General features: G+C 43.1%; 21 protein-coding genes. All 21 read right to left on the bottom strand.

Going from position 1 to position 23,625, the window contains the following annotated elements; translation table 11 throughout:
* Positions 1-87: 87 nt before the first annotated feature.
* The 21 genes from prfB to fliW all read right to left on the bottom strand — a co-directional run bounded on the left by prfB (position 88) and on the right by fliW (position 23,573).
* A protein-coding gene (prfB, locus tag MKX70_RS08350; protein WP_340839870.1) for a peptide chain release factor 2 occupies positions 88-1,201 on the bottom strand; the annotation gives its coding sequence in 2 pieces (ribosomal slippage) (positions 88-1,128 and positions 1,130-1,201; 1,113 coding nt in all).
* A gap of 571 nt (positions 1,202-1,772) precedes the next feature.
* A complete protein-coding gene (gene secA, locus MKX70_RS08345) occupies positions 1,773-4,277 on the bottom strand; it encodes a preprotein translocase subunit SecA (RefSeq protein WP_042240217.1) in 2,505 nt (834 codons plus the stop codon).
* Positions 4,278-4,588: 311 nt separating this feature from the next.
* On the bottom strand, positions 4,589-5,146 hold the full coding sequence (gene hpf, locus MKX70_RS08340) for a ribosome hibernation-promoting factor, HPF/YfiA family (RefSeq protein WP_042240220.1): 558 nt from the start codon (positions 5,144-5,146) through the stop codon (positions 4,589-4,591).
* A gap of 262 nt (positions 5,147-5,408) precedes the next feature.
* Entirely contained in the window at positions 5,409-6,845 is a 1,437-nt protein-coding gene (locus tag MKX70_RS08335) for an S-layer homology domain-containing protein (protein WP_340839869.1), read from the bottom strand.
* Between the two features lie 340 nt (positions 6,846-7,185).
* Positions 7,186-7,383 carry a cold shock domain-containing protein gene (locus tag MKX70_RS08330; protein ID WP_019915069.1) on the bottom strand — a complete coding sequence of 66 codons (198 nt, stop codon included), beginning with the start codon at positions 7,381-7,383 and terminating at the stop codon, positions 7,186-7,188.
* A gap of 229 nt (positions 7,384-7,612) precedes the next feature.
* Entirely contained in the window at positions 7,613-7,948 is a 336-nt protein-coding gene (locus MKX70_RS08325; RefSeq protein WP_340839868.1) for a flagellar protein FliT, read from the bottom strand.
* Entirely contained in the window at positions 7,941-8,333 is a 393-nt protein-coding gene (gene fliS, locus MKX70_RS08320; RefSeq protein WP_340839867.1) for a flagellar export chaperone FliS, read from the bottom strand. The genes MKX70_RS08325 and fliS overlap by 8 nt, the downstream gene beginning before the upstream one ends.
* A gap of 27 nt (positions 8,334-8,360) precedes the next feature.
* A complete protein-coding gene (gene fliD, locus MKX70_RS08315) occupies positions 8,361-9,878 on the bottom strand; it encodes a flagellar filament capping protein FliD (RefSeq protein ID WP_340839866.1) in 1,518 nt (505 codons plus the stop codon).
* Positions 9,879-9,895: 17 nt separating this feature from the next.
* On the bottom strand, positions 9,896-10,291 hold the full coding sequence (locus tag MKX70_RS08310) for a flagellar protein FlaG (protein WP_340839865.1): 396 nt from the start codon (positions 10,289-10,291) through the stop codon (positions 9,896-9,898).
* Between the two features lie 212 nt (positions 10,292-10,503).
* Positions 10,504-11,556: a nucleotidyltransferase family protein gene (locus tag MKX70_RS08305; protein ID WP_340839864.1), complete on the bottom strand. Its 1,053-nt coding sequence runs from the start codon at positions 11,554-11,556 to the stop codon at positions 10,504-10,506.
* 30 nt (positions 11,557-11,586) lie between these two features.
* The gene (gene neuB, locus MKX70_RS08300) at positions 11,587-12,660 is read right to left on the bottom strand and encodes an N-acetylneuraminate synthase (protein ID WP_340839863.1); all 1,074 of its coding nucleotides are present in this window, start codon (positions 12,658-12,660) and stop codon (positions 11,587-11,589) included.
* A gap of 2 nt (positions 12,661-12,662) precedes the next feature.
* A complete protein-coding gene (neuC, locus tag MKX70_RS08295; protein WP_340839862.1) occupies positions 12,663-13,829 on the bottom strand; it encodes a UDP-N-acetylglucosamine 2-epimerase in 1,167 nt (388 codons plus the stop codon).
* A complete protein-coding gene (locus MKX70_RS08290) occupies positions 13,822-14,991 on the bottom strand; it encodes a LegC family aminotransferase (protein WP_340839861.1) in 1,170 nt (389 codons plus the stop codon). Before MKX70_RS08290 ends, neuC begins: the two co-directional genes overlap by 8 nt.
* On the bottom strand, positions 14,988-15,989 hold the full coding sequence (locus MKX70_RS08285; protein ID WP_340839860.1) for an NAD-dependent 4,6-dehydratase LegB: 1,002 nt from the start codon (positions 15,987-15,989) through the stop codon (positions 14,988-14,990). Before MKX70_RS08285 ends, MKX70_RS08290 begins: the two co-directional genes overlap by 4 nt.
* 244 nt (positions 15,990-16,233) lie before the next feature.
* Positions 16,234-18,042, bottom strand: a complete 1,809-nt coding sequence (locus MKX70_RS08280; RefSeq protein ID WP_340839858.1) for a motility associated factor glycosyltransferase family protein — start codon at positions 18,040-18,042, stop codon at positions 16,234-16,236.
* A gap of 138 nt (positions 18,043-18,180) precedes the next feature.
* On the bottom strand, positions 18,181-19,851 hold the full coding sequence (locus MKX70_RS08275) for a flagellin N-terminal helical domain-containing protein (RefSeq protein WP_340839857.1): 1,671 nt from the start codon (positions 19,849-19,851) through the stop codon (positions 18,181-18,183).
* 166 nt (positions 19,852-20,017) lie between these two features.
* Positions 20,018-20,788 carry an acylneuraminate cytidylyltransferase family protein gene (locus MKX70_RS08270; RefSeq protein WP_340841633.1) on the bottom strand — a complete coding sequence of 257 codons (771 nt, stop codon included), beginning with the start codon at positions 20,786-20,788 and terminating at the stop codon, positions 20,018-20,020.
* Positions 20,788-21,738: a Gfo/Idh/MocA family protein gene (locus MKX70_RS08265; RefSeq protein WP_340839856.1), complete on the bottom strand. Its 951-nt coding sequence runs from the start codon at positions 21,736-21,738 to the stop codon at positions 20,788-20,790. Before MKX70_RS08265 ends, MKX70_RS08270 begins: the two co-directional genes overlap by 1 nt.
* 1 nt (position 21,739) lies before the next feature.
* Positions 21,740-22,717 carry a Gfo/Idh/MocA family protein gene (locus MKX70_RS08260; RefSeq protein ID WP_340839855.1) on the bottom strand — a complete coding sequence of 326 codons (978 nt, stop codon included), beginning with the start codon at positions 22,715-22,717 and terminating at the stop codon, positions 21,740-21,742.
* Positions 22,718-22,879: 162 nt separating this feature from the next.
* A complete protein-coding gene (gene csrA, locus MKX70_RS08255; RefSeq protein ID WP_042218068.1) occupies positions 22,880-23,116 on the bottom strand; it encodes a carbon storage regulator CsrA in 237 nt (78 codons plus the stop codon).
* 1 nt (position 23,117) lies between these two features.
* On the bottom strand, positions 23,118-23,573 hold the full coding sequence (gene fliW / locus MKX70_RS08250; RefSeq protein WP_340839854.1) for a flagellar assembly protein FliW: 456 nt from the start codon (positions 23,571-23,573) through the stop codon (positions 23,118-23,120).
* Between the last annotated feature and the right edge of the window lie 52 nt (positions 23,574-23,625).

Genomic DNA, 23,625 nt, shown 5'->3' with positions numbered 1-23,625 from the left:
GAAGTGATGTTGCTGTATAGCAAATCCAGTCTGATCATCAGAAAAAAATCCCTACACCTCCGAAGACGCGTAGGAATATCCATGCCTTTATTCAGTTTCCGTCTTGATCTGACTGCGCAGATAGCCGTCAATGAAGCCATCCAGGTCGCCGTCCATCACCGCTCCGACGTTGCCGGTTTCTACAGAAGTACGGTGATCCTTCACCATGCTGTAGGGGTGGAACACATAGGAACGAATCTGGCTGCCCCAGGCAATCTCCGATTGTTCGCCGCGGATCTCATCGAGATGCGCCTGCTGCTCCTGGATTTTGCGCTCATAGAGCTTGGAACGCAGCATCTTCATTGCTTGTTCCCGGTTCTTGATCTGTGAACGTTCATTCTGGCACGTTACCACGACTCCGGTTGGCAAGTGGGTAATCCGCACCGCCGAGTCCGTAGTATTGATATGCTGGCCGCCCGCTCCGCTGGCCCGGTACGTATCGATCTTCAGATCCTCTGTACGGATATCTACTTCCACATCATCCGCAATCTCCGGTACCACATCGCAGGATACGAAGGAGGTATGCCGTCTGCCCGAAGAGTCAAAAGGCGAAATGCGCACCAGACGATGTACACCCTTCTCCGCCCTCAGGTATCCATATACATTGTAGCCCTTAATCAGCAGCGTTACACTCTTGATGCCCGCCTCATCGCCCGGCAAATAATCAAGCACGTCTACCTTGAAGCCCCGCTTCTCCGCCCATCGTGTATACATGCGCAGCAGCATTTGGCCCCAGTCCTGGGATTCTGTTCCGCCTGCTCCTGGATGCAGCTCAAGGATCGCGTTCAGCTTATCGTACGGCTGATTGAGCAGCAGCTGCAGCTCGAACTCATCTACTCTGCTGCTTACACTGCGAATCGTTCCGGCAATCTCAGACGCAAGCGCGTCATCGCCTTCTTCATCCGCCAGCTCCGCCATCATCGCCGCATCGTCATAATCCTGCTGCAGCTTATCGTATTGATCGACCACCGACTTCACGGCGTTCATCTCGCCAATAACGCTTTGCGCCTTCTCCGGCTCATCCCAGAACCCGGGCGCTGCCATCTTCTCTTCAAAGTTCGCTATCATCTCCAGCTTAAGGTCTAAGTCAAAGTGACCCCCTAAGATTGGTTAGTTTCTTGCCTATTTCACGCAGGTCCTGCTTCACATTAGGATCGATCACTTGGATCACATCACCTTTCAAAATAAAATATTGCGCCGGCCGCTGGGTTTGGAGGTTTTGCGGACAGGGGGAGATACAGCTTCTGCTCGCTGCATCATTGCTCTTAAGAAATGCCTATCGGTGTACGCCGTAACTGCGGGGAATGTTTGGACTTCCGGCCGCTGTTAGGATTGAATTTCCTCATCTAAACTGCTTATCGCAGTAGAAATTCAATCCTAAAGGCGGACGCTGACGCTCCTACAGTTCCAAACTTCCCCTCCGCCACTTCCACCTCAATTGCAGCTCTGCAGAGCCATTCCGTTCGCTTCGCTTGAAGCAATTACCCCATTCCTGCAAACATCCAAAAAAGCGGCCGGGCCGCAAACGGGGAGTCCCCCGGGCCCAGCCGCTTTTATTGTCATTATAACCTAAGAACTTATGAGCAAGACTATTCTGTGAAAAGTATTCGCAGCTTGATGCCTGCTCATTATTTCACGAGAAACTAGCAGAATCAGCCGTGCCGTTCCTTTTATAGATAGCGCCGTTCCAGCGAGAGTTCACTTAACCCTGCAGAGCCGCAACTCTGTTTCTCTTACGCCTGACCGTGACAGTTCTTATATTTCTTGCCGCTGCCGCAAGGGCATGGATCATTACGGCCGACTGTAGATTCCACATGCACCGGACGTTTCTCAGCAGGCTCAGCGTTCGTGGAGATCTTATCTTCTTCCACTACCGACTGACGCTCCTGATTCGCCTCGATGTGCGCCTTCATGATGTAGGTCGCCACTTCTTCCTGAATGTTCGCCGTCATGGCATTGAACATTTCGAAGCCTTCGAACTGATATTCGCGAAGCGGATCGGTACCGCCGTAAGCACGGAGGTGAATCCCTTGACGAAGCTGATCCATAGCATCGATATGATCCATCCATTTGCTGTCTACGGAACGAAGTACAATGACCTTCTCGAATTCACGTACCAGCTCAGCGCCGAGACGTTCTTCACGTGCAGCATATTTCTCAAGCACACGGGCGAAGATGAATTCGATGATTTCTTCTACTTCCTTGCCCCATAGATCATCACGGGTCAGGGAGTCTTCCTCCAGCAATTTGCTGTTCACATAATCCGCAACCTCTTGCAGCTCCCAGTTCTCCGGGATATCGTCACTGCAGTGGGCATTAACAATACGGTCAACAACCGGCTTGATCATTTCCACCACAACGTCTTTGATATTGTCAGACTCGAGAATTTCGCGGCGCTGCTTGTAGATAATCTCACGCTGCTGATTCATCACGTCATCATATTGCAATACGACTTTACGGATATCGAAGTTGTTGCCTTCCACCCGTTTCTGGGCAGATTCAACCGCTTTGGTAATCATACGGCTCTCAATCGGCTGATCCTCTTCGAATCCAAGACGGTCCATCATGTTCAGCACGTTGTCCGCGCCAAAACGTTTCATCAATTCATCCCCAAGCGACAGGTAGAACTGTGTGGAACCCGGGTCACCCTGACGTCCGGCACGTCCGCGCAGCTGGTTATCGATACGGCGTGATTCATGACGTTCTGTACCAATAATATGCAGACCGCCAAGATCGGTCACGCCTTCGCCCAATACGATATCCGTACCGCGTCCAGCCATATTCGTAGCAATTGTTACGGTTCCCGGCTGACCGGCATAAGAGATGATTTCAGCTTCTGCAGCATGATGCTTCGCGTTCAGCACCTGGTGTCTGACACCTTTGCGTTTCAGCATTTCAGATACGCGTTCGGAGTTCTCAATCGATACCGTACCTACAAGCACCGGCTGATTCTTTTTGTGGCGTTCCACAATTTCAGCGACTACAGCGTTGAACTTGCCATTCTCGCTTTTGTAGACCACGTCCGGCATATCGACACGCTGATTCGGTTTGTTGGTAGGTACCTGGAGGACTTCCAGACCGTAGATTTTCTTGAATTCCTCTTCTTCTGTCTTCGCAGTACCGGTCATTCCACCAAGCTTGCGGTACATACGGAAGTAGTTCTGGAAGGTGATTGTAGCCAGCGTCATGCTCTCATTCTGGACCTCAATCTCTTCCTTAGCTTCGATAGCCTGGTGCAGCCCATCGCTGTAACGGCGGCCCTGCATCAGACGTCCGGTGAACTCATCGACGATCATAACCTCGTCTTCGTTGACCACATAGTCGACATCCCGGCGCATAATTGCATTTGCCTTCAACGCTTGTACGATATGATGGTTCAGCGTAACGTGACTGTGATCATATAGATTCTCTATGCCAAAGGCACGTTCAGCTACAGCAACGCCCTTCTCGGTTAAAGCAACAGACTTCACCTTAATATCAACAGTGTAGTCTTCTTCGGCAGTCAGCTTCTTCACGAAACGGTCTGCTGCATAATACAGCTCTGTCGATTTCTCAGCTTGTCCGGAAATGATCAGAGGCGTACGGGCTTCATCGATGAGGATGGAATCGACTTCGTCAATAATACAGAAATACAGCGGACGCTGTACCATCTGTTCCTTATAGAGCACCATGTTGTCACGCAGATAGTCAAAACCAAACTCATTATTCGTGCCATACGTAATATCGCAGGCATACGCTGCTTGTTTATCATTATGGTCCATGCCGTTGAGGTTGACCCCAACCGTCATGCCCAGAAAGTTATAGATTTGCCCCATTTGTGCGCTGTCGCGCTGAGCCAGATAATCATTTACGGTTACGACATGCACGCCTTTGCCCAAGAGTGCATTCAGATATACCGGCAGTGTACCTACCAGCGTCTTGCCTTCCCCGGTCTTCATTTCGGAGATCCGGCCTTCATGCAGCGCCATACCCCCAACTAACTGAACGTCAAAATGCCGCATGCCCAGCGTCCGTTTGGAAGCTTCGCGTACGGTTGCAAATGCCTCGGGAAGAATCTCTTCCAAGGTTTCACCCTTCTCAAGACGGGCACGGAACTCTACCGTCTTAGCCTGCAGCTCTTCATCCGTAAGCGATACGAAATCCGGCTCCAAACCATTGATTACTTCGACCGTCTTCATGAGACGTTTGACATCACGTTCATTAACGTCGCCAAATATTTTTTTTACAAGTCCTAGCATGGTTAACCCCTTTCATGCAACACAGATGGTGGAACCGAGCCCATCCTCAACAAATTGAAAGGGCCATATATGATTTCGATTCCGCTGCTTCATAAATTGTAACAGTTTGTAAGAGAAGCCGCAATACAAGCTGCCGCAACCTTATTCTGCATAATGCCTTTTCATAGAAACAGATGAGGTATTCTTTCCTGTCCCTTCTGTATATACGCACAAGAGCCCTATTCGCTTGAAGCGAATAGGGGCTCGTCTAATTGTCCACGTCAGGCTGAAACGAAAGCCCTTCCTTATTCCAGCAATTTCCGGTTAGCAGGTTAGTTCTGTTCGATCAAACCATACTTGCCGTCATCGCGTTTGTAAACAACGCTAACTTCAGAAGTGTCGATGTTGGAGAATACGAAGAAAGTATGTCCAATCATGTTCATTTGCAGAATCGCTTCTTCCACATCCATAGGCTTCAAGGTGAATCGTTTATTTCGCACAACCTCAAGATCATCATAATCCTGTTCCTGATCCTCAACAGCTACGGCATTGCCTGAACCTTCTACGAACAAGGTCTTCAAGCTGCCTTCCTGGCGGAATTTGCGATTAAGTTTGGTCTTGTGCTTGCGGATCTGACGTTCCAGCTTGTCCACTACGGCATCGATGGATGCATACATATCATCGCTGCGATCTTCCGCACGAAGCGTCACACCTGCCAGCGGGATTGTAACTTCCACCGTATGAAGGCCGCGAACGACGCCAAGCGTCACATATCCTTCTGAGGTAGGGGGTGCATCGAAATACTTCTCAAGTCTGCTGAGCTTCTTATCAACATAGTCTCTCAAAGCGTCGGTCACTTCAATTTGTTGACCTCGAATGCTGAATTGCATGGGCACTCCTCCTTTGTTTACCTTTTCATTATAGCAAATTGTCAGGGCTAAGTAAAAAACAAATCATGACAGCCTTTACATTTAGCTAACAAAAGATGTCACCGCCCTGTCTTAAACAATAAACAGGTCCGGCTAGCGCATAAACTCGCCCTGGCCGGACCCATTACAGCTACAATAGTATCTCACTTTGAAGCGAAGATTATGAATGATTGCTGACATACTGCATATTGCAGATAGTAGCGTCTGTGTCCATTCATATTACTTATTTGGTCTGGATACGCAGAATCTCTACTGGGGAGAAGTTACCATTAGAACCCGTGATGAAAAAGATTTTATAGGCTGTGTTGGAAGTCAGTCCGGTTAGCGCAAAGGTATGCTTTACAACTGGAGATACCGTAGAATTCGGACCAGTAAAAGTTCCCGTTAAGACAACGCCAGCACTATTCTTTCCTTCAGAAATCTGTTGTGCTGTAGGATCAGCTTCCGTTGCTTTGACTACAACATATTTCAGCGGTGTTGGTGCGCCACTCTGCCCGTATTTCGCATACACAGCAGCAGTTACAGTCCCTATGTTGTCAATCCCCACCTGAGTAAGTGATGTGTTACTGCTTGCTGCTGTTTTCAATCGAAGCGGTGTTACGCCAGACCAATTGCCTGAATTATCTGCCAGAGCGACATATACGGTATATTCAGTCCCTGCACTCAGACCATATACAGAGAACGCAACGCTTGTGTTGGCAGTGACCGCTGTTTTGCCGGAATGAACGCCTGCTGCTCCTGTACTAGTCAATCCGTCTTTCACTTGTGCTGCAGTTGGTGCTGTTACGTTCATGCTGTAAGGAGCAACTACATAATATACTGCTCCTGTTACCGAAGGCGTAACATATACATCAGCAGTAACCGAACCCACATGACCGTACGTCACATTGCTTACAGAAGGCAAAGTAGCGTTGCCGCCACCACCGCCAGTGCCGCCACCACTACCACCGGTAACCGGGGTTGCTGTTGGGCTGGCGCTTGGCACAGGTGTTGCTGTAGGAGCAGGCGTTGCCGTTGGGGCCGGTGTAGGTGTTACTCCACCAGTGCCGGACGGTTTATAGACAACAGAGTTGCTGATGATTCCGACCGCTTCGGCCCGTGTAAGTGATTTCTTCGGTCCGAAGGTCCCGTCCGGATAACCATTAATAATCTTCTTGTCTGCTGCTGCTACCACCGCACCTTTGGCCCAGGCTGCCACTTGGGCACTGTCCTTGAACTTAAGTGTAGTAGAGCTTGTACTCAGCTTCAGGACTTTGGCTGCAATGACAGCCGCTTCCTGCCGGGTAAGCGGATTGCTGGCGCGGAAGGTATTATTCTCATACCCGCCGATGTAACCAGCCTTTACGGCTTTGGCTACTTCGCTGTAGACCCAATTTGTGCTTTTGACATCCTTGAAGCTAATGGAAGCCGTTTCGGTGAACCCGAACAGGCGATTGATCAGTGCCACATACTCACCACGGGTAATAGCCTTGTTCGGCTTCACCGTTCCGTCAGGATAGCCGCCCAGGTATCCTTTATCCAGCCAGCTCTGCAGTTGACTCTGTGCCCAGTGACCTTTAATGTCTTTAGGGGTAGCCGCAGCTGACACACTGCCTAGTGACCCGAGCAACATCGAAATACCAAGTAATCCGGCCATAAGGCCACGCCATGTTTTCTTCATTCTTTTGTTCATCCTCCTGAGTGTTTGATGGGCATAGGCTTCACTGCATGTCTTCTTATCTAGGTACTTTTCGGAAGCATACGCCTAAGCTAATAATGGGGTGCTATCTAGGCAACAAAAAGCCCAACATCTCTCATTACCCATATTTTGGAGGGAACTAACGGATTCTTGAAATTAAACTTTACAAAGTGTCTAATAATGTGTCTTTTCCGCCTTATGTTGCGCGTCATTTGTTAGGTGAACGTAAAAAAGACCCCGGGGAATATCCCCAAGGTCTAACGCTAGCGTTGTCTCAATTGCTAACCATCTACCATATATGTAGGTCGGCTTCGCCGGATGATTATAATTTGATGACGTTAGCTGCTTGTGGTCCGCGTGCGCCTTCAACGATATCGAACTCTACGGATTGGCCTTCGTCCAATGTCTTGAAACCGTCAGTTTGAATCGCGGAGAAGTGTACAAATACGTCGCCACCATCGGCAGTTTCGATGAAACCATAACCTTTTTCTGCGTTAAACCATTTTACTTTACCTTCCATTGACTAAACATTCCCTTCGTCATCAGATGAACGTGAGTCTTGCTCACAATTCGACTATACCACCGCTGCTTCTCTATTGTCAATTGGAATAGTAAATGTTTACTTGCAATATTTTACCAGACAATAATTGACCTCGAAAAAGGATAGATTCAGTGATACAAGATACAAAAAAAGGAGCAGACGCTATTAAAATACCCGCCCGCTCCCCAGCTGAAACATCTGGAATCTATTATTTTTTCCGGTCCATTAGAATGCTGTCGGGGGCGTAGCCTGCCTCGTATGCATTGCGTTGCATTTTAGCTTGACCGCGTTTTTGCAGAAAGTTCTGGGCTTCCTGACGAAGAGCATTCATCCGGTCCAGCAGTTGATTATCATATGCCAGGATCCGATGAATTTCTTGCTTTTGTGCAGCCGATGAAGGAAAAATTGCGACTTTTTCTGCAATCGAATCGACAAGTTTCTGCCGATCCTCTACAAATACTACAAGCTCCTCGTAGGTTGCTTCCTGAAGCCTGCTCATCATCTCACGGGTAAGCAGGTCCAGACTATGGATTAGTTCATCCATTAGCAATCTCAGTCTGAGTCGCGGCAAGCTTGGATGCCTGCAGCCAGGTTTCGCGGAGATCCGTAAGATAGCCAATGGCTTCTTCGGCTTTCGCCGGGTTCTTGTGGATGTTGGCTTCGATTAACAAGTAGTTCGTATATTCGTATAGAGAGTAGAGTCCTTTGGATACTTCAATAGAATAATCCAGTGTGCTCATTAACTCGCTGATGATCGTCTGAGCCTTACCGAAATTCAGATTGGATTTCTCCAAATCCTTTTTGTTCAGCCCGTCCACAGCAGTCTTTACGAAGCGTATGGCTCCATCATATAACATAATTACGAGCTGAGCAGGTGTTGAAGTCTGGACAGAAGACTGGCGGTATTTATCGTAAGGAGATTTAAGCAATGTTGTCACCCTCTAATTTAAAATAACTTAACTGGAAGTTGAGAATAGACTGGAAGACTGAGACTGGAGCTTATTCATGGCAGTTTCCATGGCTGTGAATTGTTTATAGAGACGAGTTTCCTGATTATCCAAGTAAGTGAGCATTGTGCTGATACGCGAGTTATATTCCTTAAGTTTCTTCCCCAATACGCTTTCTTCTTTGAAGGTGCTGGTAAGATCGGCAGAGTATCGGTTAGTACCCGCACGATTAGATATTTTTTCAATTGCATTAAATACAGAAGAGGCCATTTTGTCAAAAATACCAGTTGCAGGTTCACTCGCCGGTCCCTGCAATATATTCATGAGTTTCTGTGGATTAGCTTCCATAGCTGTTTTGAGTTTGTTTTCATCTAGAATTAATTTCCCGTTCTCAGCATACGTCCCGGTAGTGATTCCCATTTCAGCAAGTCCACCCAGTTGCTCAGTAATATGGGCTCTCATTTCAGATAATACTGATTTAATAATATCATCATTCTTGAGCAGGCCGCTTTGTGCCTTCTGGGTCCAGGTTGTAATATCCGCTTCTTTCATTTCTGACTTCTGATCATCTGTAAGTGGTGCATAATCCCTATATTTCGCTTCATCAATCTTGGAGTTTAGGGCAGCAATTAACGTATTATAATCAGAAACAAAGCTTTTAACAATATCAACTGCAGCAGTAGTGTCTGTCTGCGTTGTTATTTTGGAAGGGACATTGGTCCCCGATGTATCGGTTTTAGTTAGAAGGGTAATCGTCACCCCATTCACGGTGAAAGTATTTCCTGGATTGTTATAAGCCACACCATTAATGGTTGAAGCTGAATCTTTTCCAGTTACAGCAGTCCATTTCGGATCGGTCTGATTCTTTTTATTAAAAAGATCCAGCAGGGTTTTGTCGTCGGTTCCTGAACCCAACTCAACCTTGCCATCCGTGCCGCTTGTCTTTGAAGCAATCGCTAATTTTCCGGTCGTCTCATCAAAGGTAGCAGTAACCTTAGCCAACGAATTATCATTAAGCGTAGAAATCACCGTCTGAATATCAGTAGAGCCTTTAAAAGTAAATGTCTGACTGTTTACTACCAGCTTGAACTCTTTCGCCTTAGCAGCATCTGAAGTTGGATCAGAGCTATCAAAAGCAGCTTGCAGTGATGCCAGAGTAGTGGTACTTAGCTTACCTGATCCAGCCCCCGCCGTCGTAACAGTTGTCTTCGTTGCCAATTGACTCACAGATACTTCCATATCAATGCCATTGGCTTTAGAGCTCGCAGTAGCTTTAATTGCATCTGTATTTCCTGATACAACTGCCTTGCTGACTGTAAGAACATCATTACTTCCATACTTAGTAATAAGTTTATTGTATCGAAAATCATAAAGTTTACTGCTTACTTCACGATAGCTCTCTCTTGTCCAATTTAAGAGCTGCTTCTGCTGATTCATTTTGTCGAGCGGCGCTTTTTTGGCTGTCATCATGCTCTTAACCATACTATCTATATCCATACCCGAAAATCCATTTACACGTGTTACCAACTCGGCACCCCCTAATTCTATATTTTCTCGTCAACCAGTATCCCTGCAATTTCCATCATCTTAGCTACCAAATCTAGTGTCTTCTCAGGGGGCACTTCACGTATAAGCTCACCGGTATCCTTGTTAAGTACTTTTACCATAATATCATGTGTTTTCTCATGGATGCTGATTTCAAGCGTAGTCTGGGGTCCCTGAAGAGATTTCACAGCTCTTTCAATGGTTCGGATCAACTGCTCCTCCGCAACGGATACATTCACGCCCTGCTTTTCCTTTAGATTCATATCCCTTGTTGTATGAATTCCTGCTACTTGATTAGCAGGTGCTGCTTGTTCAGAACTGACCGGTACTACTTCCGGCTTGTTATTCTGGACGCTTGTTGTCGAACTCGCAGAAAGAGAGAACTGTACATTCATAACCCCGACCTCCACCAACACTCATTTTATACTCTATATATCGGTTAGTTTTAGGGATAATTTAGGATTCGGGGTGGAGTCAAGAGAAAAAAGCTCTAAGTTATTAATGTAACTAGAGCCTGAAATTACAATTATGGACAAGCAATATCGATTTCACTAGAAACGCAACCTTAAAAAGCAGTATATCAGATGATCTCTAGCATTATCTGTTATTAATCATAAAAAACACCTTTATAGTCACCGTTAGCCTTGTCATAGTCGGCTGCCTGTCCAATATCAAGCCAGTATTCTCTCAACGGAAAGGCAGATACCTCTTTATTCATCGTAATCAACTTCTTAAACAAGTCAGGCATATCATAAAATTCATCCTCGGGAACATATTGAAGTATCTCTGGGTCAAGCACATAAATACCTGCATTAACAAAGCTTTTATGCTTTGGCTTCTCTACAATAGAAAGCAGGCGATGATGCTCCGTTTCTATCACGCCATAAGGAATTTGATATTCATATTCTCTCACACACATAGTAGCTCTCGATGAAGATTCCTGATGGAACTCCAGCAATTGCTCATAGTTAATTTTAGTAAGAAGATCCGAATTCATTACAAAGAAAGGAAGATTAGGCTGCTGTGTTAATAAAGATAGCGCGCCAGCCGTGCCTAATCGTTTGCTTTCTTCAATATACTGGATACGAACGCCGAAATGCGAACCATCCTGAAAATAATTTTCAATAACTTCTTTCTTATAATTAACTGACAGCATAAAGTTCGTAAATCCGAAGCTCTTAAAGCTCTCAATAATTGTCTCTAAAATAGGTTTGCCTCCAACCATAAGCATCGGCTTTGGAATATCGTCAGTAAGCGGACGTAGCCGAGTCCCCATACCTCCTGCCATCAAAATAACAATGTTGTCTTTTTGAAGGAACTTAAGAATATCTTCCGCAAATAAAATATTTTCGATTTGCTTCTTACCATTTACGATAGGAAGCTGCTTCAGCTTCTTCTCTTTTATTAATTCCTTATAATAAGAAATTCTCTTCCCTTGTCTCTCAAACACCGGATCGTTATTCATTACCTGATCGATTGCGGTGTCTAACGGATACCCGCGTAGGATCCCCCGTCGAATATCTCCATCAGTCACTGTTCCCAGCAAACGATTTTCTTCATCAATTACTACTGCAAACTGCAGTGATGATTTATCGATGATTTCCATAACCCTTAATATAGTAGTCTCTGGAGCTATCAATATTTCTCTCCATTTTTCCATCTGCATCGCTCCTTGGAAAAGATGATGTTATTAATTGAGCAACTCGCCTTCCTCAAAGTCTTTCGCAGCCGCTGTCTCTAGCATTCTCCAGTACTCAAACGGTGAAATCCCCCCACCCGGACGTTTAACTGCGATATTATCCGCCGTTAATCGCTCGCCTTGCATAATTTTTGTATGAGCAACAATGCTCTTACGGGCAATACTAATATTTTTCATTTCAGATTCAGCAGGAATTTTGATGCCTGTACCTCTCGCTGTCTCTACCTGGCGAATGCTTTGAACCAACAACTGTAACTCTTCCGGAGAAAGCGATGCTTTATGATCAGGTCCTTCTGCTTGTTTATCATGTGTAAAATGCTTCTCAATAATCGACGCACCTAACGCTACGGCAGCAATCGTTACAGCTATGCCTTCCGTATGATCAGAATAGCCGGTTGCCAGTCCGAACGCCCTATTCATTGTCTCTATAGCCAGTAAATTCACATCTTCAACAGGAGCTGGATATTCTGTAGTACAGTGTAACAGCTTAACCTTAGACTTCAATTTCCGCTGTCCCGCTGGAGATAAATATGCTGACCGAAATGCGCTGATAGAGGGTAGTTCATTTTTCTGAAGAAGACCAAAAGCAATTACTCCAAGTGCTTCTTCTATTTCGCTTAAAGTAGCCATCCCTGTTGATAAGATGATATCAGACTGTTTGCTAGCAATATGATAGAGTAGTGGGGCATTTGTAATTTCACCAGAGGGTATTTTAATAGTAGTAAGATTTAACTCATTAATTAAAAAATCCGCACTTTCTATGTCAAACGGAGTTGACAGAAATTCAATACCCGAATTATCACAATATGTTTTCAACTCGCGAAATTGATCGAACGAAAGTTCAAGCTTTTTCACCATTTCAAATTGCGATTCATTCCCGCCAGTCGACTGTATCTGATATTCCGCTTTAGGTGCATTTTTACTTATAACAAGTTCAGTCTTAAAGGTTTGAAACTTTACGGCATCAGCCTTGCTATTCACCGCAATATCAATTAGCTGCTTGGCCAGCTGCAAATCTCCATTATGATTCACACCAGCTTCAGCAATGATATATGTTCTACTCATCGCTATACCTCCGAAATCGTATAAAATGATTTTTGCAATAACCCTTGAAGATCTATCATTTTTAAAGTACGTGCAATATCAACAGATGTCGTTGCTCCATCATACTTCAGTATAGTGTCATTTAAAGTATGTTGAAATGATGAAGAAACCGCCATATGAATAGCATTCGTGATGCTTTCTTCTTCAGGTATGCAATCAATGATTGAGTTCGCTTTAAGTCGTCCCTTCTGCCTATCTCCGATATTTATCGTTGGCTTAGAGAATACAGGAGCTTCAACAATTCCGCTTGAAGAATTACCAATTACTGCTGTACAATACTTCATTGTACTCAAGTATTTTAACTGCCCTAAAGAGAAGAATGCCCGAGCACGCTCAGAATGCTTGGCAACATATTCATCAACCCGCTGATTAATGATTCTTCCCTCTGTATCGGCGTTAGCTCTAGTAAACACTATGTTGTATTCCGGAAAATGATCCAATGCAGTTAGCAACTCTTCAATCTGTTTTTCTGCCGTTTGCACTTCAAGCGTAACTGGATGAAATGTTATCAAAAAAAGCTTATTTGAAGGAAAACCATAAAACTCTGAAAGCTCTAATTCCGTAAATAGCCTCATCTTCCGAATTGCTTCAACACCTAGATTGCCCAATTGATAAACTCTCTTAGGCTGTTCACCTAGTTGTATTATTCTTTGAGAATACTCATCCGTGGATGGAAAATGAATATGGCTCATCTTGGTAATAGAATGTCGAATAGAGTCATCAATTGCTCCTTCTGTCAATTCACCTCCTGAAATATGCGCAATTGGAATTCGCATAACCAGAGCTGTCTGAGCTGCAGATAACATTTCAAAACGATCACCAAGCAAGACTAACACTTCCGGTTGCAGGCGCTGAAAGGCATCGGCAAATCCTATCACACCCAGTCCCATAGACTTAGCAATCGAGGACGGCGTATCTGCTGATAAGAGCATCTCAACCTTGTCATCTATTACGAATCCATCTGTTTCAATTTGCTGGTAGGTTAATCCGAATTCCGGAGACAGATGCATTCCTGTTGCAATGATCTGCAGCTCTAATTCAGGGTCTGCCTGAATCGCTTGCATAAGGTAGAACAACAAACCATATTCCGCTCGAGTTCCGGTTACTACACATACTTTTCGTTTAGACATCAGAATCCCCTTTCAACGGAGTAGAAGGGATATTAACAATTTGTCGTTTCAATTGATGTGTAACTGACAGGTCTGCTTTGGGACTATCTGCATACGGTGCTAATTCATTTAACGGAGTCCAAATTGGTCGTGCCATCACACCTTCAGCATGTAGTTGCTCCAATACGTCGTCACGATCATGAAGTTGCTCATCCAGTAGCAATGTCTGCAACCAATAGTTACTTGAGTTATATGGTGCTTCTATGAATAAATTCACGCCATCAACCTTTTGAAATAAACTACGATATTTCTCTGTCAAGACCCGTTTTGAAGACAAAAATTGGGGGAGCTTCTCTAACTGCGCACAGCCAATCGCAGCATTAATATTAGGCATCCGATAATTAAAACCAGCTTCATCATGCTGATATTCCCAACGGTGTGGAATCTTCGCTGTAGTTGTAATATGCTTGACGTAATCCGCAAGTTGTACATCATCCGTTACAATCGCTCCGCCACCGCCTGTAGTTATGATCTTATTACCGTTAAAACTCAACGCGCCCACTAGGCCGAATCCCCCAGTATGCTTACCTTTGTAGTAAGAGCCTAGTGACTCAGCAGCATCTTCAACCATAACAAGGCCATACTGCTGACAAACATCAAGTAACGCGTCCAGATCGACTGGGTGTCCAAACGTATGCATTGGCAGGATGGCACGAATGACTCTTCCTGTCTGCTTATTTACCAGGCACCCGTCTTTACGCTCTCCTATCATTCTGATATGCTCAGAAAGCTTGTGCGGATCAATACCTAAGGTATCTTTAGAAACGTCTACAAAGTGTGGGATAGCCTGCAAATAAGTAAGCGCATTAGCTGTAGCAACAAAGGTTAATGCAGGCATAATTACTTCATCGTTAGCTCGTACCCCTGCGATTTTCAGTGCAATATGCAATGCCGCCGTACCGTTAACGACAGCTACAGCGCGGCGCACTCCTACATAATCTGCAAGATCCCGTTCAAATTGATCGACATATTTACCGACAGAAGATACCCAACCGCTCTGAATACAGTCTGTTACATAATCCAGTTCTAGCTTATCAAATGTCGGTTCATGCAATGGAATAGTCGGTTGTCCGTGATAAATATCTTTCACGTTTCGGGCAATATCATGCCATACTGTACTCATATGTTGTACACCGATTCCTTATACTGAGATAGATTCCCCTTATCTCCAAACCAATCGGCAGTTTCTTTCAATCCTCGTCTTAATCCGTTAATTCCACCATAGGAAGGCTCCCAACCCAATAACTGCTTAGCCTTTTGATTGTCAGCCCAAAGCCTTTCAACTTCACTTTTCTCTGGCCGTAAACGTATTTCTTCCGTTACGATTTCTACTTTCTTGCCCATCACTTCCGCAATTAGAGCAACTGTATCCCCAATCGAAATTTCATAATTACTGCCTATATTAATCACTTCGCCAATTGCCTTGTCACTGTTCATAATCGAGATAAAACCGTTAACTGTATCTTGCACGTAATTGAAATCCCTAGTCGGGCTCAAGGCTCCTAACTTAATTCTGTCTTGGCCTACCGCTAACTGTGATATAATAGTCGGAATGACTGCACGCGCAGACTGTCTCGGACCATACGTATTAAAAGGACGAATAATCGCTACCGGTGTGTCAAACGACCGATAAAATGAGAGTGCCATCTGATCTGCGCCAATCTTGGAAGCCGAATATGGCGATTGTCCCTGTAGAGGATGAAGCTCATCAATTGGTACATATTGCGCCGTTCCATATACTTCACTTGTAGAGGTATGAACTACCTTTGAGACATCCAATTCGCGGGCTGCTTGCAAAACATTCAAGGTCCCTTTAATATTTGTATCAATATAAGTATCGGGAGAATGATAGGAGTATGGAATTGCAATCAGCGAAGCTAAATGAAGAACCTTATCACAGTCTTTCATAGCGGTTTTCACTCCATACGGATCTCGAATATCTCCAGCAAAAACCTCAAATTCACTCTGGTATTTCGAGTGATCCAACCATCCCCAAGAATTGAAAGAGTTATAATACACGAAAGCCTTAACTTCGTATCCTTGTTCGACCAGTTTTTCCGTTACATGCGATCCGATAAATCCATCTGCACCAGTAACTAATATTTTCCCTTTTCCACTCATTTTCTACACCCCGATGGTTATAGACTTCTATATTTAACTTAAATTCCACTACTACGAACAAACTTTCACGTCATTCCTTAATTGGACACCACTACGCCATTTTCTTCATTTTCTTTTTATTCTAAAATTCCAATATCTAAATAATCCACAGTTCCTAAGGGGGCAAGCATGGATTAACAATGCCCCTTACACAAATTAAAAGCATCTTTTAAAGCTGTTCGAACTCTTAGATTTCCTATTTAACTTATAAAGTCTCCGCCGCTGCCTCTAAAATAGAAACAATTTCATTCAAAGTATATACACTAACATCCAGAAATCCAAGATTTATATCTCTCGCCTGCATTACATTAGCAGGTATAATTAAACGCTCAACATCATATAAATTCCAAACGGAATTAATCATTGCTGGTTGCAAGCAGTGACGAAGAAGCCAGTTATTTAAAATTATCCCAAAAAACTCTTCAGTCTTATCTATTTTTTTTAAAGCTTCCTTAATTTCTTTTTCGCTAGAAAAATCATTAATTTTCAGTCGCCTAACCTGCTTCTGTTGTTGTTCAAATTGTAGTTTAATATCCATAAAATAGTTGCGTTGTTCTCTTATCACACGCTTCATTTTAACATTATCTAAAGGATAATTAGCAATGCTCTTTAACACTTTTGAAACAGAGGGAATATTCTCACTGCAATATTTATATCCGACTTCTTCTAAACTTAGTTGCTCAGAATATGCAATTTTCGCTCCACCTTCTGTTGCATTTACAACATTCAACTTCTTATTTGCTATCTCCATTTCAAACCAGGTACGAAAGGTGTTCCAAATTTCAGTCGTTGCGACAGTTCCGCCGTAATACCCTTCGGTTTCGAAAGTTTCAATTTCAGCATACATACTCATTGTTAGTTCTTTATCGTCATAAATAGTGCCGCCAGCATGCGTCTCCACCGGAGAACTTCCGTAAGCCAAGTCTTGTCCAATTAAAATAATTGGAGATGCTCCAATATGTTCTGCAACACCGAACGCTACATGCGCACAGGACAAACCAATACTAATGGAGTAGTCACCTTTTAACTCCATAACCTCCTTGAGCCAAATAAATTCTCCTACATTCTCTCTCATAGGTATAACTACTTCGCCGGAAAACTCATTAAACACCTCTGGATAGAGAACAAGAGGACCCACAAGCGTCGATTCTGCGGGATATGTTTTACCTTCATAGAAGTACGTGTAAGTTTCAATCCCACGCTCTATTGAACATATAAAATCAGGAATAATACCTTCATCACAGAGTCGCTGTGCAATTGTATCTACTGCAATAATTACCGCATTATTTTTCAAATGCTGTAATTGTTTAATGTTTTTATTCAAAGATGGACCGGCAGAAACCACGATAGCAGGTACATTTAACATCGTATTTTTCAGTAAAGCAACATCTTTAGAGCGCGGTAAATGTTTCAGATTTTTCATATGTTGTCTGAAGCCTATTAGGCTATCCTCAACAGAATTTCCATATATGAATGTTTTATATTGAACAGCCTCTTTAATAACTTTTACAATCGCTATACTGGAGGTAATGTCGAATTCTCGATAATAATGTGTGAAATAAAATTTAATTGTTTTCAAATAGAATATCGCATCTGATAAAAGAAACTTATCTAAAAAAAGTGGAAGTTCACTTATTCGGTCAGCAAAAAGAACGGCTCCTGATGAGTTAATAAATGAAAGGTCCCCATACTGTAAAGTATGATTAAAAATAGTAGCACTAGGTTCAATAATAACAAGCAATGACTCACTACTCTTTATTTGAATGATTTGTCTAATTTCTTCTGTTGAATATATTCCAATAACAAAAATCATTTCCCGCTTTCTTGGATTTGGTTGATTTGTATAATCAAAGACATTCTTCAAAGGGAAGGCCTGATCTTGTGAAATCAGAAATTCTTCACCTACATCATCTACCATGATCTTCTTCTGTGTTAACTCGCTTGCATCTGGTATTCCAATGCTGTGGTTGGGATTACTAGACAAGATGTCAATATTACGGCTTAACAGATCCATCGTTTCTGCTCCCTTGCTAAAATTTAATATTTTCTAAGGAGATATCACAGAGCTAGTATAACAAGAAAGCCCCACAAAGTGGGGCCTTCTCGAGCTATAGTAAGTAATTACCTTAATCACTATAAGCTTTTAATCAAATTATCTCAGCAGCTGCAGCACGCCTTGCGGTTGTTGATTTGCTTGAGCCAACATTGCTTGTGCAGCTTGTGCAAGGATATTGTTTTTGGTCTGTTGCATCATTTCTTTAGCCATATCAACATCACGAACACGGGATTCAGCAGCTGTCAAATTCTCAGAAGCGGTTCCCAAGTTATTGATTGTGTGTTCCAGACGGTTCTGCACAGCACCCAGTTTAGCGCGTTCGCTTGATACTAGAGAAGTAGCTTTGTCTAGAACAGCAATTGCCTTAGAAGCATCTTCACGAGTAGCAATGTTCAAAGCAGCTTCAGACTTCACGTCGTTGGAACCATTGGTAACAGCATTATCTTTAGTGAAACCAGCTTGTCCAGCATTTCCTGTGATGCCAAGTGCCGCTGCACGAACATCATTAATTTGCAGAGACATAGATTGACCTGTGTTTGCACCAATCTGGAACTTCGTGGAGAAACCTACGCCTTGCGCTCCAGCACCAACCACTTGTTGAACATTATTAATTGTTGCTGCAGTACTAAGGCCCATACCAGCCGCAGGACTTGCACCCAGTTTAATATCTTTTCCTGTTTCAGAGATAAATTGGATCTTGTTATCCTTCGATAAGGAAGCTGTAATTTTGCTGTCCATTCCAGCTGATTGCAGAGCTGCATTCAGATCTTTGACTAGATCATCCATAGCAGCTTTAGCTACGTTAGCATCGATATTGCTAGTATCATAGACCTTTGGAGTAGTACCAGTATTAAGATTTACAGTAACTTCGCTTTCAGAGCCAACTGTAAATTTCAACGTTGACCCTACTGCAAGACTAACATCAGCAACAGTAAGGGCAGCGCCACTTTGAAGTCCAGCACGCTCTACAGTTGACGGATCACCCTTAGCGGAAGCTGTAGCTCCAGTACCTAACTTAGCAGCTCCTGCAAATGATAATTCACTAGAAGTACCACTCGATTTAGCTGTAAATTCAAGCACATTACCAGTACCCACTTTAATATCCACCAAATCAGACAATTTGACACCGCCAGAAGTAGTGTCTCCTAATGCTGTTTTCAATGCAGCAGCATTTGTTGCTGCAGTAGCAAGTGAATTACCCACAGCAATTTTAGAAAGATCAAATGTAACATCATCAACAGTAATGGTTGTTCCTGCACTTAGAGCAAGAGCACCTGCTGCAATAGCTACTGAAGCTGTCTTTTTAGCACTTGTTGCTTGAGTCAGCTTACCACTTTCGCCAGATCCGATACCACCGTTCAACAACTTCTGAGTATTAAATTCAGTAGTATTACCGATACGGTTAATTTCAGAAGTCAACTGGTTCATTTCGTCTTGAAGTGCTTGACGGTCAGAATCAGTGTTCGTTCCGTTCGCAGATTGGTTCGCGATTTCGCGTTGACGCTGCAGAATGGAGTGAGTTTCGTTCAGCGCACCTTCAGCTGTCTGAATCAAAGAGATACCATCTTGAGCGTTACGGGAAGCTTGGTCCAAACCGCGGATTTGACCGCGCATTTTTTCGGAGATTGCCAGACCAGCTGCGTCATCACCAGCGCGGTTGATGCGAAGACCGGAAGACAATTTCTCGATATTTTTGTTTGTGTTAGCAGTGTTGATAGACAATTGGCGGTGAGTATTCAACGCCGGAATATTGTGGTTGATAATCATTTGATATTTCCTCCCTGAAATTAAGTTAGTTCCACATCCATGTGGTAAACGCCGAACCATTAAGGTCGGCCGCCCTGCCGGATCAGCGTCTAAGTTATATATCGTCAGAGACTGTCTAACTATTTAGAGTTTGGTAAAACTTTTTTTCGCATTACGCAATGCTATTTTATAATTCGGATATTCTAATGATACTAATATTATCCCTCACTACACTCATCTCCTCATGAGACCTAAACAAATATTCCGCAATAACCTCCATAAGCTCAAAATCATTCTCGTTATCTATATCTATTACTGCTGTATCCGTCATTCTAATCACATCACAGCGGCCCTCGAATATTCCTTTGCCACTTTTGAGAAATGAAGGTGTGTAGGCATACAGAGATGCATTCATATCAAATATCTCCGGTGCCTGCTGCCTTGCGTTAAAGGATGAGTCAATGACCCTTACATACCCCTCTGGAGATTGTTTCACCATGTTGAAATAGGGATTGCGTCTGGAATCAGTTACAGAGAAAACTACATCAGCAGCACATCCAGTCTTCTTATCTATCAAGGATTGCACATCGCCGACAGTTCTTAACGGTGAGGTGATATCCAGATCAACTACCATATCGTAGTTATATTTATTTCGCTCCTGCATGATCTCAAGGCTATTCTGTATTACCGCTATCTTAGGAGTATAATCCTGTCCAAGAGAAGGATCTCTATCGATAAAATCGACTTGAAGCTTCAGATTCTGTTCAATTAGATTCATTAGGTCTTTACTGTCCGTATTTACAACGATATCACAGTCTATATGAGAGTTCTGTTTCATGAATAAATCAATTACTGAAGCCGTATAAAACACTAACGGGTAACCCAAAAAGTTTTTCAGATTTTTGTTCTTGATCCCCTTTGACCCCGCTCTTCCACAAATCGTAAATAAAATTCTCATCACAAGCCCCCATCCTTTGCAATTTTCAAAGTCATTATAGCCGTCTCTATATCGTTCGGGTTACTGATCTTTCCTTCTACGACATCAAAAAAAGTAGAGATTTCTTTAAGTTGATAATCATTTCGGGACTCTGCAAAGGAAATCGTTTCATTCCGCTTCAAATAAGTTATTCTGCTGTTGGCTATATCTGCAACAATGGTATCTTCATACGTGAATAGTTGAAGTTCTCTAATTGTCTGCATCCCAAAATAGTCCAGATGAACTTCAGCCATCAGTTTTTTGTACTTAGCAATATATACTGACAAATCATCACTATCTATTTCCAGATGTGAAACCTTTCCTCTGAAGTTCTCCACTCTATCGGGATGTCCAAACAAATACACTATATAATCCCACTCGTGGATAAGATCAATGGAGACACCCCCGCCTTCATCTGCATGTGCACTATAAGTGTTCCTATAATCTACTCCAGCCCTCCAATGGGGCAAATAGCTGGAACAAATCGCTCGCACGCTATAAATTTTACTTAAATCGACCTCGTTCTTCACGTATTGTATGACATCGGTATATCTTAACGGACAGGCTACGTAATAAATGCCCTTTTCATTAAGCATCAGCTCTTGAACTGGGACGGCAGAATCATTGAAAATCGGCTTTTCAATGAACATATGTTTAGTTTTGGAAAGGTAGCTTTTTACGGTGTCAAAGTGCAAAAATGTAGGGTTTGTTACAAAGATTACATCGTAATCATCAGGCACTTCAGAATAATCTGTGTACACCTGGGTAACGATGGATTTGATATCTTCTCTTATCTCTTTGTTGGTAACTCTTCTGATCAAATCAATTGAGTAAGAAATCTCTCTCTCTTGAAGAACTTTCACAATATTAAACAGATGCCTTGTTCCAATAGACCCAAGTCCAATCATTGCAATCTTGTAATGAATCTTCATACTAAGCCTCGATTTCGTCAATTAGATTTAGAATAACCTTGTCCTTAGAAAAATTATATAAGGGCTCTTCTCCCTTTTCAATGGCTGCAAAAAAAGATACAATCTCCTCAAAGTATGCATTTTCAACTACAAATTTACTGTATTGCTCAAGTTGATCCACGGTTTCATATAACTGAATCCTTTTTTCTTCTTTGCGCTCAATATCATACACTCTGATTCCTTCAGCCGACCCATCCCACTGTAAAAAAAGCTCTTCGCCAAAAAGTTCGAAGTTTCTTACCGCTTTTCTTGAGACCACATCTACCGCAAGCATTCCTTTATGCCCGTTTACATGATCAACCATTACCATATAATTATCGTTATAATCAATATCTAATGAGCTTATTTTACTCTTCATGACATTGACCTTGCTGATGGCTCCGAAGACATCTGTCAGCCACGGAAGCTCAATAGCAAAAATCTCCCTGCAGCCGTTGGAACGTTTGTCCCCTACAAAATAATCTTTATAATTCTCCCAAGGGTGCCAGTCAGGTAAATATTGACCAATATGGTAAGTGTAATTCAAGAGACAATCGCTTTCTGTAACCAGTTGTTTAATCCTTTTCACCTCTTGCCGGTACAAAAACGTAGATGATAGGAATAAAATTTTATTATTCTCTAGAGCAAGCAATGTGTTCTCATCATATTCATCGGTCACTAGGTTTAATTCGGTAAAAACATGTAAGTTCTTTTCAAGACAACTGCTGATTATGCCACTATGGGATAGCGGTGAAGTACAAATAAATGCACAATCCACTGGGGTTTTCAAAAGCAGTTCATCCACGTTTGTATATGTCTCAATGCCGTATTCTTCTTCACTAGCCTTCCTGCGTTCCTCGCTGAAATCAATCCCAAATATCTTATACTGATCATTGTATTTTTGGATTAGCCGAATTCTTCTTTTTCCCATCGAACCTAGTCCAATGACTACAATATTCACAGCAAAACACCTCCCAATATAGTTAGTTCAATTTATTAACTGCATAAATCTAACAAATTCAATAAAAAAAGCCATGCTGCGGTTAATACCACGCCATGGCTCAATCACTGTGCCCGGTAAAATAAGCACTTTTTGTCTCCATGTCTATTACAACAATGAGTTTTATTTCTGCGGCCCGCGTAGCCGGTCAATCAACGCATTGAGATCAGATTGCACAGGTGCAGATGATTCACGGTTGGTCTCCTGGATAGACAAATATACTTCTTTACGAAAAATATCAACATGCTTCGGTGCGGATATTCCAATTTTCACTATATCGCCTTCCACGGACAAGACCGTCAGTTCAATCTGATCCTGAATGATAATGGATTCACCTTTTTTGCGGGATAACACAAGCATTTCATCCACCATCCTTTCCGTCAATTACCGGCTGCTCCTGAAACAAAGTATGCTTCGTATGATAGGGTGCCTTATGCAGTACCACTTGTTTACCTTTCAGTTCCTCCGGGTTCAGAACAATAGGTGCCAGTAAGTTAATCGTGGACTCTTCTACCTTTTCTTTGAGGGTAATTATGCATCTTACAATCACCTGCGAAGCAATCCCCAATTCCTCAGCTTCAGCACTCGGAAGTTCAAACTCATAGTCCGGATAGAAAGCAAACGGATCTCCTAATAGAAATGAGAGGTTCTTATTCTCGGTGGACTGCAGTACCCAGAAGGCTGAATCCTCCATAGCAACCAATGCGAAATCAGTATCCTCTTCAAAACCGGGGATTCCTTTGGAGAAATGATACAATTGTTCTTCATGTACTTCTAGTTTTCCCCAAGACAGTGTCTCAATAATCAAATTATTCACTCCTCAAACAGTTTTGCTGTGCAAAACCCGGTTGTTTAGTTTAGTAGACATT

Origin of the sequence: Paenibacillus sp. FSL R7-0312 (assembly GCF_038004445.1) — a bacterium.
In the GTDB taxonomy this organism is placed as follows: domain Bacteria; phylum Bacillota; class Bacilli; order Paenibacillales; family Paenibacillaceae; genus Paenibacillus_AQ.
Note: the sequence above shows the minus strand (reverse complement) of the source record. Positions and strands in the feature narration are given on the sequence as shown.

Excerpts from the sequence above, each read along its gene's own strand:
- secA (WP_042240217.1), bottom strand. The coding sequence starts at position 4,277 with ATGCTAGGACTTGTAAAAAAAATATTTGGCGACGTTAATGAACGTGAT.
- hpf (WP_042240220.1), bottom strand. The coding sequence starts at position 5,146 with ATGCAATTCAGCATTCGAGGTCAACAAATTGAAGTGACCGACGCTTTG.
- MKX70_RS08335 (WP_340839869.1), bottom strand. The coding sequence starts at position 6,845 with ATGAAGAAAACATGGCGTGGCCTTATGGCCGGATTACTTGGTATTTCG.
- MKX70_RS08330 (WP_019915069.1), bottom strand. The coding sequence starts at position 7,383 with ATGGAAGGTAAAGTAAAATGGTTTAACGCAGAAAAAGGTTATGGTTTC.
- MKX70_RS08325 (WP_340839868.1), bottom strand. The coding sequence starts at position 7,948 with ATGGATGAACTAATCCATAGTCTGGACCTGCTTACCCGTGAGATGATG.
- MKX70_RS08310 (WP_340839865.1), bottom strand. The coding sequence starts at position 10,291 with ATGAATGTACAGTTCTCTCTTTCTGCGAGTTCGACAACAAGCGTCCAG.
- MKX70_RS08305 (WP_340839864.1), bottom strand. The coding sequence starts at position 11,556 with ATGGAAAAATGGAGAGAAATATTGATAGCTCCAGAGACTACTATATTA.
- neuB (WP_340839863.1), bottom strand. The coding sequence starts at position 12,660 with ATGAGTAGAACATATATCATTGCTGAAGCTGGTGTGAATCATAATGGA.
- neuC (WP_340839862.1), bottom strand. The coding sequence starts at position 13,829 with ATGTCTAAACGAAAAGTATGTGTAGTAACCGGAACTCGAGCGGAATAT.
- MKX70_RS08290 (WP_340839861.1), bottom strand. The coding sequence starts at position 14,991 with ATGAGTACAGTATGGCATGATATTGCCCGAAACGTGAAAGATATTTAT.
- MKX70_RS08285 (WP_340839860.1), bottom strand. The coding sequence starts at position 15,989 with ATGAGTGGAAAAGGGAAAATATTAGTTACTGGTGCAGATGGATTTATC.
- MKX70_RS08280 (WP_340839858.1), bottom strand. The coding sequence starts at position 18,042 with ATGGATCTGTTAAGCCGTAATATTGACATCTTGTCTAGTAATCCCAAC.
- MKX70_RS08275 (WP_340839857.1), bottom strand. The coding sequence starts at position 19,851 with ATGATTATCAACCACAATATTCCGGCGTTGAATACTCACCGCCAATTG.
- MKX70_RS08270 (WP_340841633.1), bottom strand. The coding sequence starts at position 20,788 with ATGAGAATTTTATTTACGATTTGTGGAAGAGCGGGGTCAAAGGGGATC.
- MKX70_RS08265 (WP_340839856.1), bottom strand. The coding sequence starts at position 21,738 with ATGAAGATTCATTACAAGATTGCAATGATTGGACTTGGGTCTATTGGA.
- csrA (WP_042218068.1), bottom strand. The coding sequence starts at position 23,116 with ATGCTTGTGTTATCCCGCAAAAAAGGTGAATCCATTATCATTCAGGAT.